This window comes from Noviherbaspirillum cavernae (genome assembly GCF_003590875.1).
Classification (GTDB): Bacteria; Pseudomonadota; Gammaproteobacteria; order Burkholderiales; family Burkholderiaceae_D; genus Noviherbaspirillum; species Noviherbaspirillum cavernae.
On the sequence record NZ_QYUN01000002.1, the window covers coordinates 3,320,430 to 3,337,959 of the forward strand.

14 protein-coding genes are annotated in these 17,530 nt (G+C 60.6%); 5 read left to right on the top strand and 9 right to left on the bottom strand.

Translation table 11 applies throughout. The annotated features are described in order from the left end of the window. Nucleotides 1–177: 177 nt before the first annotated feature. Together gcvP and gcvH are read right to left on the bottom strand one after the other, a co-directional pair. A complete protein-coding gene (gene gcvP / locus D3870_RS15505; RefSeq protein ID WP_119740469.1) occupies nucleotides 178–3,054 on the bottom strand; it encodes an aminomethyl-transferring glycine dehydrogenase in 2,877 nt (958 codons plus the stop codon). 84 nt (nucleotides 3,055–3,138) lie between these two features. Further along, nucleotides 3,139–3,519: a glycine cleavage system protein GcvH gene (gene gcvH, locus D3870_RS15510; protein ID WP_119740470.1), complete on the bottom strand. Its 381-nt coding sequence runs from the start codon at nucleotides 3,517–3,519 to the stop codon at nucleotides 3,139–3,141. An 821-nt stretch (nucleotides 3,520–4,340) separates the two neighbouring features. On the opposite strand from gcvH, the gene D3870_RS15515 reads away from it, so the two are divergent. Next, nucleotides 4,341–5,618 (top strand): hypothetical protein, encoded by a 1,278-nt coding sequence (locus D3870_RS15515; protein ID WP_119740472.1) that lies wholly within the window; start codon nucleotides 4,341–4,343, stop codon nucleotides 5,616–5,618. Further along, complete coding sequence (locus tag D3870_RS15520; RefSeq protein WP_119740474.1) at nucleotides 5,602–5,925, top strand: hypothetical protein; 324 nt, start codon at nucleotides 5,602–5,604, stop codon at nucleotides 5,923–5,925. The genes D3870_RS15515 and D3870_RS15520 overlap by 17 nt, the downstream gene beginning before the upstream one ends. A 29-nt stretch (nucleotides 5,926–5,954) precedes the next feature. Here the strand turns inward: D3870_RS15520 and D3870_RS15525 are convergent, their stop codons facing one another. The 5 genes from D3870_RS15525 to D3870_RS15545 all read right to left on the bottom strand — a co-directional run bounded on the left by D3870_RS15525 (nucleotide 5,955) and on the right by D3870_RS15545 (nucleotide 11,367). After that, a complete protein-coding gene (locus D3870_RS15525) occupies nucleotides 5,955–6,314 on the bottom strand; it encodes an SMI1/KNR4 family protein (RefSeq protein ID WP_277986364.1) in 360 nt (119 codons plus the stop codon). 104 nt (nucleotides 6,315–6,418) lie between these two features. Beyond that, nucleotides 6,419–7,552 (bottom strand): ABC transporter substrate-binding protein, encoded by a 1,134-nt coding sequence (locus D3870_RS15530; protein WP_242490087.1) that lies wholly within the window; start codon nucleotides 7,550–7,552, stop codon nucleotides 6,419–6,421. 120 nt (nucleotides 7,553–7,672) lie between these two features. Then, nucleotides 7,673–8,749, bottom strand: a complete 1,077-nt coding sequence (locus D3870_RS15535; protein WP_119740480.1) for a maleylacetate reductase — start codon at nucleotides 8,747–8,749, stop codon at nucleotides 7,673–7,675. A 2-nt stretch (nucleotides 8,750–8,751) separates the two neighbouring features. After that, on the bottom strand, nucleotides 8,752–9,624 hold the full coding sequence (locus tag D3870_RS15540) for an intradiol ring-cleavage dioxygenase (RefSeq protein WP_119742206.1): 873 nt from the start codon (nucleotides 9,622–9,624) through the stop codon (nucleotides 8,752–8,754). Between the two features lie 9 nt (nucleotides 9,625–9,633). Continuing rightward, nucleotides 9,634–11,367 (bottom strand): FAD-dependent oxidoreductase, encoded by a 1,734-nt coding sequence (locus D3870_RS15545; protein WP_119740482.1) that lies wholly within the window; start codon nucleotides 11,365–11,367, stop codon nucleotides 9,634–9,636. Nucleotides 11,368–11,591: 224 nt separating this feature from the next. Here D3870_RS15545 and D3870_RS15550 point away from each other — a divergent pair, with 224 nt between their 5' ends. Further along, complete coding sequence (locus D3870_RS15550) at nucleotides 11,592–12,137, top strand: MarR family winged helix-turn-helix transcriptional regulator (protein WP_242489998.1); 546 nt, start codon at nucleotides 11,592–11,594, stop codon at nucleotides 12,135–12,137. A gap of 62 nt (nucleotides 12,138–12,199) precedes the next feature. Here D3870_RS15550 and D3870_RS15555 read toward each other — a convergent pair whose 3' ends face one another. Then, complete coding sequence (locus tag D3870_RS15555; RefSeq protein WP_158590480.1) at nucleotides 12,200–13,828, bottom strand: DUF342 domain-containing protein; 1,629 nt, start codon at nucleotides 13,826–13,828, stop codon at nucleotides 12,200–12,202. 265 nt (nucleotides 13,829–14,093) lie between these two features. After that, on the bottom strand, nucleotides 14,094–14,723 hold the full coding sequence (locus D3870_RS15560) for an ankyrin repeat domain-containing protein (protein ID WP_158590481.1): 630 nt from the start codon (nucleotides 14,721–14,723) through the stop codon (nucleotides 14,094–14,096). A gap of 229 nt (nucleotides 14,724–14,952) precedes the next feature. On the opposite strand from D3870_RS15560, the gene D3870_RS15565 reads away from it, so the two are divergent. Then, nucleotides 14,953–16,671, top strand: a complete 1,719-nt coding sequence (locus tag D3870_RS15565; protein WP_119740489.1) for a pyrroloquinoline quinone-dependent dehydrogenase — start codon at nucleotides 14,953–14,955, stop codon at nucleotides 16,669–16,671. Nucleotides 16,672–16,954: 283 nt separating this feature from the next. Beyond that, the gene (locus D3870_RS15570; protein WP_242490088.1) at nucleotides 16,955–17,503 is read left to right on the top strand and encodes a c-type cytochrome; all 549 of its coding nucleotides are present in this window, start codon (nucleotides 16,955–16,957) and stop codon (nucleotides 17,501–17,503) included. Nucleotides 17,504–17,530 lie beyond the last annotated feature (27 nt).

Below are 17,530 nucleotides of genomic sequence, written 5' to 3' on the forward strand. Positions count from 1 at the left end.
TTCAAGGGGAAGGTTGGGATGGGGATGGGTTTCCTATGCCGCAGGCTTTGACCCATCCCCACTTGCAGTGCGCGCATTGACGTGCAAGTCAATGCTGCTCCGCAGGCGAGCAGCATGCCGCTCGAATTCCCTGCTTCGCCCCTAGCCCTCCCCTTGAAGGGGAGGGAACGAGCCCCCTTACTCGTAGTCCGACATCGGCGGGCAGGAACAGACCACATTGCGGTCGCCGTACACGTTGTCCACGCGACCGACCGGCGGCCAGTACTTGCTACCCTGGCGCAGGGACGCAACCGGGAACACCGCCTGCTCGCGCGAATACACACGCCCCCACTCGCCGGCGATGTCCATCGCGGTATGCGGCGCATGCCGCAGCGCGCTGTCTTCCGCTGTCACGCTGCCGCTTTCGATCGCACGAATCTCGTCGCGGATCGCGATCATCGCTTCGCAGAAACGGTCGAGTTCATCCTTCGATTCGCTTTCGGTCGGCTCGATCATCAGCGTGCCGGGTACCGGGAAGGACATGGTCGGCGCGTGGAAGCCGAAGTCCATCAGGCGCTTCGCCACGTCATCGACCGTGACGCCGGTGTCCTTCAGCGGACGCAGATCGACGATGCACTCGTGCGCGACGATGCCGTTCTCGCCCGCGTACAGGATCGGATAGTGCGGGGCCAGACGGTTGGCGATGTAGTTGGCGTTGAGGATCGCCATCTGGCTCGCCTCTTTCAGCCCCTGGCGCCCCATCAGCTTGATGTAGGTCCAGCTGATCGGCAGGATGCTGGCGCTGCCCCACGGTGCCGCGCACACCGGCGCAACGTGGTTGTCCAGCATGCGATGGCCGGGCATGAAGGGCGCGAGGTGCGCCTTCACGCCGATCGGGCCGACGCCGGGGCCGCCACCGCCGTGCGGGATACAGAAGGTCTTGTGCAGGTTCAGGTGCGACACGTCGCCGCCGAACTTGCCCGGCTGGCACAGGCCGACCATCGCATTCATGTTGGCACCGTCGATATAGACCTGGCCGCCGTGCGAATGGACGATGTCGCAGATTTCGCGAACCGCCTCTTCGAACACGCCGTGCGTCGACGGATAGGTAATCATCATCGCGGCGAGGTCGGACGCATGCTCATCGGCCTTGGCCTTCAAATCGGCGACATCGACGTTGCCGCGTTCGTCACACTGGACCACAACCACCTTCATGCCCACCATCTGCGCGGTCGCCGGATTGGTGCCGTGCGCAGAGCTCGGAATCAGGCAGACATTGCGAGCGCCTTCGCCGCGGCTCTGGTGATACGCGCGGATCGCCAGCAAGCCGGCGTATTCGCCTTGCGAACCGGCATTCGGTTGCAGCGACACCGCGTCATAGCCGGTGCACGCGACCAGCATCTGTTCGAGTTCGGTGATCAGTTGCTGATAGCCCTGCGCCTGCTCCAGCGGTGCAAAGGGGTGGATGTTGCCGAACTCCTTCCAGGTCACTGGAATCATTTCCGTGGTCGCGTTCAGCTTCATCGTGCAGGAGCCGAGCGGGATCATGGTGCGGTCCAGCGCCAGGTCCTTGTCGGCCAGCATGCGCAGGTAGCGCAGCATCTGGGTTTCCGAATGATGGGTGTTGAACACCGGATGCGTGAGGAATGCGCTTGTGCGCGCAATTGCGGCCGGAATGCGATCGGCGCGATCGGAGGTTTCCTGCTCGACTGCCGCGAAGGACGGTACCGTCTTGCCGGTTCCGGCGAAGACCGACCACAAGACGGCGAGGTCTTCGGGCGTCGTCGTCTCGTCGAACGAGAGGCCGACGGTGTCGCTATCGATCGGACGCAGGTTGATCGCGCGGCTCCTTGCCGCTTCGTGGATTTCCTGGGTGCGGTTGCCGGTGCGTACCGTGATGGTGTCGAAGAAGGACGTTGTGCGCACGGCGAAATCCATCTTGCGCAAGCCCTCGGCAAAAGCCGCGGTCAAACGATGCACGCGCTGCGCGATGGTCTTCAAACCTTCCTGACCGTGATAGACCGCGTACATGCTCGCCATGTTCGCGAGCAGCACCTGCGCGGTGCACACGTTGCTGGTCGCCTTTTCGCGGCGGATGTGCTGTTCGCGTGTCTGCAGCGCCAGACGGTAAGCCTTGTTGCCGTGACTATCGATCGACACGCCGACCACGCGGCCGGGCATCAGGCGCTTGTTCGCATCCTTCGTCGCGAAATAGGCGGCGTGCGGACCGCCGTAGCCGAGCGGCACGCCAAATCGCTGCGCCGAGCCGATCGCGACGTCGGCGCCGAATTCGCCCGGCGGCGTCAGCAGTGTCAGCGCCAGCAAATCGGCGGCGACCACGACCAGCGCGCCCTTGCCGTGCGCCCTGGCGACCGTATCCGCATAGTCGTGAATTTCGCCGTCCAGCGCCGGATATTGCAGCAGCACGCCGAAGCAGTCGAGGCCATCAAGCGCGGTGCGATGATCGCCGACCACCACCTCAACCCCGATCGGCTCGGCGCGCGTGCGCACGACGTCGATCGTTTGCGGGAAGCAGTCCTGCGACACGAAGAAAACCTTGCTCTTGCTCTTCGATACGCGCTGGCAGAAGGTCATCGCCTCCGCCGCCGCAGTCGCCTCGTCCAGCAGGGACGCATTGGCGATTTCCATGCCGGTGAGGTCGCACACCATCGTCTGGAAATTCAGCAAGGACTCCAGGCGACCCTGCGAAATTTCCGGTTGATACGGCGTGTAGGCGGTATACCAGGCGGGGTTTTCCAGCAGGTTGCGCAGGATGACGGTCGGCGTGTGCGTGTTGTAGTAGCCCATGCCGATGTAGGACTTGAACACCTGGTTCTTCGATGCGATCTTGTGCAACTCGTCCAGCACTTCCGGCTCGCTGCGCGCGGCATCCAGTTTCAAGGCCTCGTTCGTCAGGATCGCGCCCGGCACCACTTTCTTGATGAAGGCATCCATGGAATCAAATCCGAGCGCTGCCAGCATCGCCTTCCTGTCGGCTTCACCAGGCCCGATGTGCCGGTCGATGAAATCCGTGTGCTGTTGCAAGTCCTCGAAAGCAGCTCGTTTCTGAATCATGGTTACCTCTCAAAACAAATGACATGTAGTTCGGGGGCGCGGCCGCAAGTCCCCGGCCCGGCGCAAATCGGAAAATGCCTGGTTTCAGCCGAGCGTGTCGATATAAGTCTTGTAACCGGCTTCGTCGAGCAGACCGTCCAGGGCGGTGACGTCATTCGGCTTGAACTTGAAGAACCAGCCCGCGCCCATCGGATCTGCATTCACCTTGCCCGGCTCGTCGGCCAGCAATGCGTTCGCTTCGACGACGGCACCGGCAGCCGGCATCAGGATCTCGCCGGCGGTCTTGACCGATTCGATGACCGCGGCTTCCTCGCCCTTGCCGATTTCCTTGCCGGCCTCGGGCAACTGGACATACACCAGATCGCCAAGATGGTCCTGCGCGTAATCGGTAATGCCAACCGTGACCAGACCATCGGCTTCAATGCGCAGCCATTCATGTTCCTGGGTGTATACGGTCTTGCTCATCTTGTTAGCTCCTGAAAATGATTGAGTGAACTGCGGTTGGGAATACGGACCTGGCCGGAACGACGGGTAATGACGCCACGACGACTTGCCTGACATGCAATGTAATGCGGCGACTGTCTTGCGAATGTTTTTCGGGTGATTTTTCGCTATTCACGCGCGAGAAATCCGATATTCATAGGGCGAGATTTTAGAAGGGAAGATGTTTTTTTTGTACTCAATCGACCCATCAAAACATCGAATTATGAAAATTAATGGCCTAAGTATGTTTATTTATATAAAAATTGACCGATTTTATTTGATTATCGAAATCATGCGATCCATATAAATTGCATTGATGCCACGCTTATCCCTCGTGCCATGGTTTGACAGCACTGGCGCCGGGGCCTGGCGAGATCTTTTGATGTCGCTGGCGAGTCGTGCCGGGATTTTCTTGCTGGCACAGCATGTGGCTTGAAGCGTCGTCTGATTCTCCAATGACACAATAAAAAACGCCGCCCGGCGAGGCTAGCCGGTCACTTAAGGTGTTGATAATCGGCTAGTAGGCTGCCTATAATGCCCTCCGTGTCTCATGATACGGAGGGCATATTCTTAAGAAAAAATCTCCTTCAGCAGGGCCTGCCTGGCGATACCCTCCTTCCGTCAAAGGCATACAGGTCAATCACTGCAAGAATCCTGCTTGCGCCAATTTTGGCGTCCCTCCAAAAGAAAAAACCAGCCGCAGAAAGGCCGGTAGCCTGCCCGAACCTAGTGATTACACTGTAGTCGCCGCCGGTGCCGGTAAGCCTCTTCTTCGTTGCGAGCTATGCAGAGAGCACATACCAATGCAGAGCAACCTAGCCATCGTTGAAGAAATGATGCGCCTTGCTGCCTATTTGGATGCTCCGACCGATTTTTCCTGCTCGAATAGGGAGTGCTCGCACTTCGGGCTGCCTCAGACGGAAGAAAAACGGCGCTACGTCAAATTTGGCAAAACGAAGTCTGGCATTCCTCGATTCAAGTGCCTTGCTTGCGGAAAAGTGGCCTCTGTTGGACAAGCGAAGGCAACGCAGCGGCAGCGGATTACGCATAAAAATCGCGATATTTTTATGCTTTTGGTAAATAAGTCGCCCCTGCGGCGTATCAGCGCCGTGACCGGGCTGACGATGCAGACTGTATTCCGCAAAATCGACTTCATTTATCAGCAATGTCAGCGCTTTGCGGGAGACCGAGAGAGGCAATTGACAGAACACGACCTGAATACTCGGTACATCTGCGTCGACCGGCAAAACCACATCGTCAACTGGGCGTCTCGCAAAGACCGACGCAATGTCGCCCTGCAGGCTATTGGCAGCGCCGACCTCGAATCCGGCTATGTGTTCGGGATGCACCTCAACTTCGATGGTGAATTAGACCCAGAATTGGTTGCGGAGGACATGATGCGCTTTGGCGACCATCACCTTGCTCAGCCGTTTCGACGTTACGCTCGCGTCTGGCTGGAAAGAGATTACGCAGAGGCGGCATCCCGCAACAAATCGGATTCGGCTCGAAAACGCGCACTTCGGCAGACCAAGAAGGACGGTAAGGACGCTTTGTCGGCAGAGATTGTGGCTACCTATGAAGTGGCCCTTGAACGAGAAGATATTGAGGCAAGTCATGCACCTTCGGCCGAAGAGACTGTGCCTCGGGCGGGAATGCAAGTTCATGAGCAGGTCAGCATGAACGCACACATCCAGCTTGTTTCTCGCCTCCTTTACCGAGCAAAGAAGTTACGCTTCTTCATGGACCAGGAATCCGGTCTGCGCGCGGCTGTGATGGCGGCGGTCGGTGACCGTATCAAGGCCAGAACTGCGGACGCCTTCTATGTGAAAGTGATGAAGGAGTCCACCGTCGACGCTAAGCGGCAGGCGACCAAAGTGGCAAAGGAAAGGTTCGAGAGCGCAAAAACTGCCTATCCGGGTTTATCCGACCATGAGATGAAAATGCTTTTGGTCAAAGAAGAAATGCAGCGAATGGCTTCAATCGGCAAGTGGAATGACCGGTGGTTGTCGCAACCCACTACCCACTATGACGGAACCGGACAAGCGAGTCTGCTGGCTCACCGACATGGGCGATTACGATGAAGACCATGCAGCCCGGCTGTACCTGAAGGCAACTTTACATCCCATAGACCGTTATTTCATGCAGGTGCGGCGGCGTCTTTCTCTGGCAGAGCGCCCAATCGGAACCTCATCTAAGGCTGGCCGGACCTGGTACGGATACTGCGTCTATCAACCTGCCAATCTGGCCAAAGCGCTCGAAATTTTTAGGATTTATTACAACTATTGTGAAACGGGAAAAGATGGAAGCACGCCGGCGATGCGGTTAGGGTTGGCAAAAGGGCCAGTGGCTCCGGAGGATATTCTGTATTTCATGCTGAATCAGCGCTGAATTCGGCACATTCAAGTAAGGGGGAGCGATTAAAGGGCATTCCTCAGCATCCCTTCGAAGGAATGCCAACTTGCTGCAATTTCCCGTGCTGCTTCTGGCTCCATTCCGATGAACGGTAGATAAACTACCGTCCCGGACGGAGAAATTGCATACATTTCGCCACCACCATTTGTCGCAAAGCCAAAGTAGCCCGCAGCGTATTCGGACACTTCATATTCCTGGTTATAACGCTCCAGTTCGTCTAATGGCCAAAATTCGCACAGAAAAGGACTGACATCGAGTTCGCATACCAGCGATTTCCCTGACTGGTGGTAGGCAATCAGTTCAGGTGGCACGTTCGTCATAAATTCCCCTTTGAATTGCAGTGTCGGAAAAACAAAGCCCCTCAACGATTCGTGAGGGGCTTTTAATCATACCGGGGCGAGATTTCTCGTCAACATCTTAAGTGACCGGCTAGCCCGGTGAGGCGGCGTTTTATTGGGCCAGTCCCGGATCACTTGCCCGGGTCTTTCACGTTTTCAATCTTGTCGAACTCGACGTTGTAGAGCTGGTTGTCGACTTTTTCGACCTTGCGGATGTACACGGTCTGGATCACGTCGCGCGTTTGCGGGTCGATGGCGATCGGTCCGCGCGGGCTGTTGATCTTCATGCCCTTCACCAAGGCCATGGCCTTGTCGCCGTCGATCTTTCCATTGAGCTTCTTCGACACTTCATAGATGAGGTGCATGCCGTCGTAACCCGCAACCGCCATGGCATTCGGGCGGCCACCGTTCGGGTTGGCGGCGGCGAAGCTCTTCAGGAACGCCTTGTTTTCCGGGGAGTTGTGCGCGGTGGAGTAATGGTAAGAGGTGATGGCGCCCAGTGTCGCATCGCCCATCGCCGGCAACACGTAGTCATCGGTCAGGTCGCCGGTCGCGATGACCTTGATGCCGGCTTGCGCCAGGCCGCGCTCGCGGTAGCTCTTCATGAAGGCAATCCCCTGCTCTCCAGCGGGCACGAAGACGAATACGGCTTCCGGCCTGGCATCCTTGATGCGCTGGATGAAGGGTGAAAACTCGGGACTCTTCAGCGGCACACGAATCGTTTCCATCACTTGTCCTCCGCCGCCGATGAAAGTGGTCTTGAACATGGTTTCAGCATCGATGCCGGGGCCGAAATCGGACACCAGCGTCACCACGCGCTTGATGCCATTCTTCAGCGCCCAGCTTGCCATCGGCGCGGACACTTGCGCCAGCGTCATCGACACGCGGGTGATGTAGTTCGATTTGGCGGTGATGACGGAGGTGGCCGCGTTCATGACGATCATCGGCTTCCTGGCTTGTTCGGCGATCGGTGCGACCGCCAGCGCTTCCGGCGTCAGGCCGAAGCCGGCGAGGAAATCCACCTTGTCGCGCACCACCAGTTCCTGTGCCGCGCGCTTGGCGATCTCGGGCGCAGCGCCGGTGGTGTCCTTGAGGATGAGCTCGACCTTCTTGCCGGCAACCTTGTCGCCGTGCTCCTTCATGTAGGCCTTGATGCCGCCTTCCATCTGCTTGCCGTAGTCGGCGAACGGTCCCGAGAAGGCGGCGACCACGCCGACCTTGATGGTTTCCTGCGCATGCGCGGCGAGCGCCGCGCTGCCCAGCATGCCGGCGATGGCGACAGAATGCAGGATGCTCTTGAGTTTCATGTGATCTCCTCCTTGAAGTACAGCGGTTGGGATTGCGCCTCTTGTGTGAGCGCTTGAATAGACACCGGGAAAAAAAAATCAATCTGATGCTGCACGCGCGGCCGGGCGCTTGCCCTGATAGGCATCCTCCAGCAGCGCACGAATCGCGCCCCTTTCCACCGGGCGCGGATTGGCGTAGGCATTCTGCGTGGCGATCCCGGCGCAGCGGTCGAGCTGGTCGGCCGGCATGCCGATGTCCTTCAAGGCGACCGTGACGCCGAGCGACTGCGCCAGGTCGAAGACGCCTTGTGCTGCGTCCGTCGCATGCAAGGCGCGCGCGATGCGATGCATGGCGTCGGGTGCGGCAGCGGCGTTGTAGGCCAGCGCATGCGGCAGCACGATGGTGTGGGTCTCGGCATGCGGCAGGTTGTAGCTGCCGCCCAGCGTATGGCAAAGCTTGTGATGCAGCGCCATGCCGACGCTGCCGAGCACCGCGCCGCACAGCCACGCGCCGTACAGGCAGTCGCTGCGCGCCGCGATGTCGTCCGGACTGGCGACCACGCGCGGCAGCCCCTGCGCCAGCGCGCGGATGCCCTCTTCCGCGAACAGCGACATGACGGGATTGGCGTCTTGCGCGTACAGGCCTTCGGCCGCGTGCGCGATCGCATTGATACCGCTGGTGACCGACAGCTGCGCCGGCAATCCGGTCGTCAACTCCGGATCGTAGATCACGGTCTTCGGCAGCACGCGGGCATCGCGCCCGGTCTTCTTCAGACCGGCTTCCGTGATGCCGTAGATCGGCGTCATCTCGCTTCCCGCATACGTGGTGGGAATGGCGAGAATGGGCAGCGACGACTCCAGCGCGATCGCCTTGCCGAGTCCGGTGGTCGAGCCGCCGCCGATGGCGACCGCGCAATCGGCATTCAGCCGCGCCGCAACTTCACGCGCCTCACGCGCCGTTTCGATCGGCACGTGCATCACGGCGCGGTCGAAGATGCCGGCGCAGCGCTCGCCGATGAGCGCGGCGACATGCTCGGCGCTGCTCCGTTGTTCCGGCGTGGACAGCACGAGCGCGCGACGCGCGCCGAGCAGGTCGATCTCGCGGACCAGATGACGCAAACTGCCTGCGCCGAACACGACGCGTGATGCCTGACTGTTGTAGACGAATGGCTGCATGATCAGCGCTCCGATGAAACAGGATTGAGAACGAAGTCGTAGTCGAGCGTGTAGAACGGCACCTTCATCTGCGTGCCGTCGGGCGCGATGCCAGGCTCGTGCCGCACCCAATCGGCGACCAGCGTCGAGCGCACGCCGAACACGGCGTCGGAATCGAGATACGGATCGCCATCGCGGAAGACGTGCGTGATCAAGGTCTCGTAACCTTCTGCCTTGATCAGGAAGTGCAAGTGTGCCGGTCGCCATGGATGCCGTCCCAGCGCGGCCAGCATCCGTCCGACCGGTCCGTCGTGCGGGATCGGATACGGATTGGCCACGATGCTGCGGAAATGGAAAGTGCCGTCGGCATCGGCATGCAGCGTCGCGCGCCCTTGAAGCGCGTCCAGCTCCGGATACTGCACGTCGTAAAAGCCATCTTCATCCGCCTGCCAGACTTCCATCATGGCGTGCGGTACCGGCTTGCCGAGGATGTCGCGCACCATGCCGCGCACGAAGCAGGGTTCGCCTCTGGCGCCGTTGGCAATGTCGTCGCCCAAGGCATGTTCCGGTGAATTTTCTACATGGAACGGTCCGAACACGGTCGCCTCGGTGCAGCCGTCCGGCTTGCGATTGTTCTGTGCCGTCACCAGCGTCGACAGTCCCAGTGTGTCGGACAGCAGGATGAATTCCTGCCGCTTGTCGGAACAGGTATGGCCGGTCTCGGTCAGAAACTTGATGCCCTGCTCCCATTCCTGCTCGGTCAAGCGGACCTCGCGCGCGAAATCGTGCAGATGCCGGACCAGGCTGGTCATGATTTCCTGCAGGCGCTCGTCCGACATGTCGGCGTGGCGTGCAAGCACGGCTTGCGTGATGGTGTCTTCATTCAAGTTGCGCATGGTGTTCACCTACGTGGATCGGGTTGAGAGAGGTTGGCAAGGTGTCTGCAGGGTGCGCGTGGCGCACCTATGCATGTCCACCTCCCAAGCTGCCGGGTTGCCTAATATCCGGCCGAGAATCTCGCCGGCCTCAATACAGGAATTGCCGCGCCAGGCCACGATCTGATCCGGCCGGATCAATGCGAAATCCGCTTCGTAGAGACGGCGCGCTTCCGGCACGGGCAGATGCACCATTTTCAGATCGATACCGCGACGCTTCGCCTCCTGCTCCATCGGCGCGCCGCCCTCTTGTCCTGCGAAACACAGCAAGGTCCATTCGAATCCGAATGTGTCGAACAGCGACGAACCGTCGGCCAACCACAGATGCGGCGGGCGCCCGCCGGGGCAGGCGCTGGGAATGTATTCGTTCGCCGCATCGGGCGGCGGCAGGCTGCCGTCGGAGACGATGGCGGGCGAGCCGTCGTAACGTCCACCGAAGGTGACGCCGGGAATATTGAACTCGGCGCGGCCGTGCGCTTCCAGATAGGCGCCGGCCTCGCGCCTCGCCTTGGCGCCTGCCTCGGTGTCGTCTTCGATCTCCGGCACGGGTGCGTACAGACCCAGCGAGTCGGCAAAGGTCTTGGCGAAGCTCGTGTTGCGTACCGCAAGGGGACGGCGCTCGGCTTCATAGCTGACAAGCAGATCGGCGCTGGCGATTCCCTTGAGGACGGCCGCCAGCTTCCAACCGAGATTCACGGCATCTTCGACCGCCGTGTTGTAGCCCAGACCGCCGGTCGGGGTGAACAAATGCACGGCATCGCCGCCCAGGAACACGCGGCCCGCCTGGAAATGATCGGCAACCAGGGCGTGGCCCGCCGTCCACGATCCGCGCGACAGGATTTCCACCGGAACCGGCGCGCCGACCGCAGCCTGGAACATCCGGCACGCGTCCTCGTCGGTGATTTCCTTTTCGTCTTCGTGCGCCTTGAGCTGTGTGTGAAACGCGAACTCGCCCTTGCCATCGACGGATGCCATGAACGCCCGGCGCTCCGGGTTGAAGCAGACATTCATCCATGCCGGCGCATGCGGCACGGCGCGATAGAATTCCGGCGCGCGCGCATAGATGGCATACATGCGTCCGCCCATGAAATCGCGCACCACGCCGGTTTCGCCGGTGTAGCGGAAGCCCAGCTTCTCGCGAACCTTGCTGCGCGGCCCATCGGCGCCGACCAGATAGTCGGCCGTGAGCGTCTGCCGAGTGCCGTCCGTCACATGAACCACATCGACCTCCACGGAATTTCCGAGATCGCGGTAATCGGTCATGCGCCAACCGTAGTTGACCGATATTCCCGGCAACGCTTCTGCATGCTTGCGCAAGACTGCCTCAACGAATTTCTGCGATACACGGTGCGGCAACTCGGCTGCACTCCAGGAGCCGGACAAAGTGTTGACCTTTGCCTTGGCTTCCTGCGCCGACGGCAAACGGAAACGCCCGAGTTCGTGCTCGGCATAGCGCGTGTAGTAGGCGATATCGGTCGGAAAGTCGGGCGGCAGACCGAGGCTGCGTATTTCGTCGGCAAAACCGTGCCGGCGGAAATGCTCCATCGAGCGCGCCTGAGTGGCGTTCGCCTGCGGATTGAATGCGGTACTCGGCTTCTCATCCACCAGCACCGCCGTGATCCCACGTCGGCCAAGCTCGTTCGCCAACATCAAGCCACAAGGCCCGCCTCCCACTATGACCACCGAACTCTTACCGGGCAACATCGCGTACTCCCCAAACAGGATGAAAACAAGATGCGATTTATAGTAAGGTTGCCTGACTATATTGTCAAGCGCGCTGATTGAACGGCGAGCACACCGGACGCTATCTGGAAATTGGGGCATCACGATATGATGGGAAAGTCGCCCGACGGCACGACGGGGATTTGTTCGCAAGGCGTTCAGATTGTTCATCACCACGCCGCATTCAGAGGAAAACAGCAAAAGAAATGAGCAGGTCAAAAACCGGAAGCCGCAGCCCGGCAAGAAAAACCATCTCCGCAGAGAAACCCGAGTCGACAAAGTCGATCATGCATTGGGCGGATGATCAGAGCTGGAGAAAACACAACATCGGTCGCCTCTTGAACAATGCGATTGACCGCTTTGAAAACCGGATCCTGCAGCAAATGGACGAAGCCGGCCAGGGAGGACTCTCGCTGAGTCATATCACCATCACGCGCAATCTGGATATTGAAGGCACGCGAGCGACCGACCTCGCCAAGCGCGCCTCGATCACAAAGCAGTCGATGGGCGAACTGATTGTTCAGCTTGAAGGCCGCGGTTTGATTGAGCGCAAACCCGATCCCGGCGACAAGCGTGCCAGAATCGTGTTTTTTACCGATGCAGGCCTTCAATGGCTCAAGGCTTTTCACATCGCTTTGCAGCAGGCAGAGAAGGAGATCGAAGACGAGCTGGGGTCGTCTACACTGAAGTTGCTCAAGGAAGCTCTGGCCGCCTATGGCAGTCGCTCGGAGCAAGCTGATGATCGGCAGTGATTCGGGCAGTGATTCGTGCTGTTTTCACCGCCGGCGCGGTGAAGGGGCAGCGATAAGCCGGCTTATCTGCTGACCGCCATCTTGCCGCCCTTGAGCTGAATCACCGTGCGGCCGCCATCTTCGCGCGCCTGCCAGACTTGCTGCGCAATGCGCACCTCGACGCCGTAACAGACTGCGACTGCAGCTTCCACTTGTGCCTGTTCGGCCAGTTCCAGCCTGGCGCGCAGGGATTTCAATTCGGCGGTCAGGGTGTCGATCATCGCCAGCAATTGCCGGCGCGTCGCTTCCGCTTTTTCGGCGATGCCGCCCTCACCCTTTTTCGGATTCTGCTTCAGAAAGGTCATCAGCTTGATGACGCGGTCGAGTTCGTCGCAGCGGCGCTTGAACTCAGCATCCTTTTCCGCGATCTGCTTTTCCAGGTAGGGGTCGAGTCCGACCTGCAGCTGGGTCTTGATGCCGGTGGTGGTGCCGAGGGTGCCGGTGGCGATGCGATTCGTGGCTTGCGCGCTGCCGCCGACGATATGCCCGTTCCTGCCCTCCTTGCCAACCACGATTTCCTCGCGCGCGAGCAGTTCGCACTGGCGCGCGCTGCGTTCGATCACGATCGATTTGCCGGCTTCGATGTGCGCGTTTTCCATGAACAGCGCCTGCACCACGCCTTCGCAGAAGATGCGCGTCGTGGTGTCCGGCAGCGCCTGCGCGCCCGAACGGGAATCGAGATGGCCGACGATGCCGTTGCGTACCGCGACGTTGCCGCCGGCGACAATCTCCGCCGCCTCGACCGTGCCGTTCACGACCACGTCGCCCGTGACCTTGATGCGCAGGCCGGCCTTGACGTCGCCGCCGACGCGCAGCGTGCCGTCGAACTCGATGCTGCCGGTACCGAGGTCCACATCCAGCACTTCGATCACGGGATTGACCGTCACGCCGTTGCCGGCGAGCGCGGGCTGGCCGCCGGAGGTCGCGATCAGCAGGTTCGGGTCCTTCTGGTCGAGCGCCGCGCCCTTCAGATCATTGAGAAAGGCGATGTTGGGCGTCGGCTGCGGCAGCAGCGGATGTCCCTTGATGTTGGTACCGTTCTTGCCGGGTACCGGCGGGATGCGCCGCATCAGGGCATCGCCGGTCTGCACCAGCAGGATGTGGCAGAAGTCGGTGTATTTGATGCGGTCGAGATCTTCCGCGGGGGGCGGATCCTCGGCCCGGTCGTACAGGGTTTCGAAGCGGGTCGGCTCGCCCTCCACGACCGGCTCGCCGCAGGCGATGGCGAGGCGTTCGCACTGACCGGCGGCAAATGCAGCCTTGATCTCGTCATGACGGATGCCGTACACGATGCCTTCGGCGCGCAAGGCATCGCTCAGTTCGCTCTGGGTCACCGCTTCGCCGCCGCACGCCGGCACCAGTGTCAGCCATGCGGTCAGCATGTCCTCGCTCACTTTCAGCGCGAATTCGCCGTCGCGGCGGGCGCCGATCGTCATCTCCAGCGGTTCGGCGGCCGTGCGGCAGGCGCCGATGAATTCGATAACCGCCTTGTCGTCGAAATAGAAACTGCCCCAACCCTTGCTGCTCAACTCCTGCCGGATCCCGGTGCGATCGGGCGGCGGCATGCCGGCGGCAGGATTGAAGCGGACGCGCAATTCGCCGCTTGCCTGGTCGAGCGAAAGCGACAGCGGCTGCAGATTCGTTGCCTCCATGGGCACAACTCCTGTGTACAGATGTGAATGCGGGGTGTTCGAGCGTTCGCGAACCGTTTTGGCAGGACATGCGTTGCGGGCGCAACCATTGTCAATCATGCATGACAAGCAACCGGATTCCGGCGAGACGTCGTTGGCATGAAATTTCCCGATAGAAATATACAACAGTTCAGCGAAGCAAGTCGCGAAGCGGGAGCGGAGCGGCGGTCAGGCTATCGCGGCAAAAAAGGAGTTGGTGACGGGCGCGCCCGTCCGGCACGGCAGCTCATTTGCCGCGCGGGGTTTGCTGCTGCAACAGCGCCGCGATGTCGGGTTGGCGGCTTTCGGTGGCGATCTGCAGGGCGCTCTTGCCGCGATTGTCGAGCAGTCGCGCATCCGCGCCATGATCGAGCAGGAAGCGCACGGTATCGAGATGGCCATTGCCCGCCGCCCACATCAGTGCGGTCAGCTCATTGTCGTAGCGCTCGTTCGGCATGACGCCTTTCGACAGCAGCAGATCGACCACGCCCGTCTTGCCGTTGCCGGCGGCATAGACCATCGCCGTCTTGTGCAGATGATCCTGTGCCGTGATGTTCGCATTGCGGTCGAGCAGCATGTTGGCCATGTCCTTGTTGCCGACGAAGGCGGCCGCCATCAGCGGCGTGACTTTCGATACGTTCGCGAGATTGACATCGGCACCGTGGTCGATGAGGTAGCGGAACATGTCCATCTGCCCGCTCTTGATCGACATCAGCAGCAGGGTGTCGCCGAAGCGGTTGCGCGAGTTGACCGCCGCGCCCTGCTCGACCAGCCGTTGGAGCGATGCGAAATTGCCTGCGCGCGCCGCGATCAGCGCCTGCCGGTTGAGCTCGAATCCCGATTCTTCGGCGACGGCCGCAAGGCAAAACAATGCCATGGCGAAAGCGATTGAAAGCTTGATTTTTCTCACAACCGAGCCCTCCTGCAAAACCGTCATTTCGGCCAATTAGTACTAGGCTTAGACACAAGTAATACTTGGTTACGACTCTCACGCAGTCAAGTATCAATCACCCATTCATTGATCTTGATTCGGCGCGCTTCCCCGGGTCCTGAACAGGGAGCCGGGGCGCGTTTCATGTCACAAGCGGGTAACAACAGGAGCGACCATGGGAACGAGCAAATTGACACTGACAGGTGTGGCAATCGGCGCGTGGCTGGCGTGCAGCGGCATCAGCCTCGCACAGGAAATCCAGGGCGGCGCGGGCATCAAGCCGGTTCCGATGCCGGGCAAGCTCGGTTCGGTCAGCCAGCAGATGCTGGACGGCGCAAACAAGGACGCGAAGAACTGGCTGCATTCCAACGGCGATTACAGCCAGACCCGCTTCTATCCCGCCAAGGAGATCAACAACAAGAACGTCGGCAAGCTCAAGCCGGCCTTCGTGTTCCAGACCGAAGTGGTGGAGTCGATGGAGACCGCGCCGATCGTGGTCAACGGCATCATGTTCCTGACCACCTCGTACAACCACGTCTACGCGATCGATGCGGTCACCGGCCAGCAGTTCTGGCACTACAAGCACAAGATGGGACCGGTCACGACCTTCTGCTGCGGGCCGAACAACCGCGGCGTCGCGATCGCCGGCGACAAGCTCTTCATGGGCACGCTGGATGCGAAGCTGGTAGCGCTCGATGCAAAGACCGGCAAGCTGCTGTGGGAAACGCAGATCGCCGATCCGGAAAAAGGCTATAGCGAAACGATGGCGCCCGTGGTGGTCGACGACAAGGTGCTGATCGGCACCAATGGCGGCGAGTACGGCATACGCGGCTTCGTGAAGGCATTCGACGCGAACACCGGCAAGGAAGTCTGGACCTTCTACACGATCCCGGAAAAGGGACACGAAGGTGTGTGGGCCGAGAAGGACGCGACCGGGCGCGACATGAAGCGCGACATCGCGGCGGAAAAGGCGGCCTTCGCCAAGAACAGCAAGTTCTACGAAACCCTGGGCGGCGGCGTGTGGATGCCGCCCTCGTTCGACCGCGCCACCAAGACGCTGATCTTCGTGGTCGGCAATCCCTCGCCCGACCTGTACGGCGCGGAACGTCCGGGCGACAACCTCTACACCGACTCGCTGGTGGCGATCGATTTCGACACCGGCAAGTACAAGTGGCATTCGCAGTACGTCGCGCATGACGTGTGGGATCTGGACGCTGCCAGCCCGCCCATCCTGGTCGATGTGAAGGACAAGAACGGGAAGATGATTCCCGGCGTGATCCACGGCGGCAAGACCGGGCATGTGTATGTGCATGACCGCCGCGACGGCAAGTTGATCCGCTTCTCCGACGCCATGGTGCCGCAGGAAGCCATGTGGACGCTGCCGACCACGCAAGGCGCGCGCATGCTGCCGGGCGCCAACGGCGGGGTCGAATGGTCGCCGATGGCCTTCCATCCGCAGGCGCGGCTCGCTTATGCGGTCAACCTGCATCAGCCGATGACGTATCAGGTGGAGCCATCGCCCTACCCCGGCGGCAAGATCTGGCTGGGCGGCGCGTTCAAGAACATCCCCGGTGAAGAGCAATGGGGCAACGTCACCGCTGTCAACATCGACACCGGCAAGATCGCGTGGCAGGCCAAGACCGAGCAGCCGATGATCGGCGGCGCGCTCGCCACCGCCGGCGACCTCGTGTTCGCGGGTGAAGGCAATGGCTGGTTCAAGGCCTACGATGCGAAGACCGGCAAGGTGCTGTGGAAATTCCAGTGCGGCGCGGGCGTGAACGCGCCGGCGGTGTCGTACACGGTGAACGGCAAGCAGTACATCGCGGTCGCGGCCGGCGGCAATACGCAACTGGACTTCAAGCGCGGCAACAGCGTGTTCGTGTTCGCGCTGTAGTGGGACAAGCGTGGGGCAAGCGCCCCGTTCCCTCCGCGCGCATGGCGAGGAACGCAGATTCCTCGCCGCGCGCGGAATGACAGGTGGGCATGGCAGCAAGCATCAAAAGATGCGTCGCCAAAAGGACACATCGCAGGGACGCATCGCAGCACGTTTTTGCATCGGATTCATCCACGAGGAAGAGAATGCCCGACGGCACCTCTTCCTTTTCCATGCCAGCCGCATCGCCACCGGAATCGCCATCGAACCCATGCGTGCATTCATCCTGTTCTCCTCCCTGGCGATGAACGCGCTCATCGCCGCCGACAGTGGCGCCGCCGATGCGGAGGCCGGCAAGCGCAAGGCGGAAACCTGCGTGGCGTGTCACGGGCCGAACGGCAATTCCGTCAGCGGAAATTTTCCCATCCTCGCCGGGCAGACTGCGCGCTACCTGTATCTGCAGCTGCGCGACTACAAGGAAGGGCGGCGCAAGGATCCGAACATGACGCCGCTTGCGGAAGCCCTGTCGCGCGAGGACATGTTCGATCTGGCGGAATACTTTTCAAGGCAGAAGCCCGCGCCGCTCAACTTCAAGCCGGACCCGAAGCGCGTCACGGCGGGCGCGAGGATCGCCGCCGACGTGCTGTGCACCATGTGCCATCTGGGGCAGATGAAGGGACAGAATGAAATCCCGCGGCTGGCGGGGCAGCAGCCCGACTATGTCCTCAAGCAGTTGAAGGACTTCAAGGCCAGGACCAGAACCAACGACGGCGGCAACATGACGAGCGTCACGCAGACGCTCAGTGACGAGGACATGCTGAATCTGACCCATTACATCGGCAGCCTGTTTTGAAACCCTTTATTGAACCCTTCATGGACA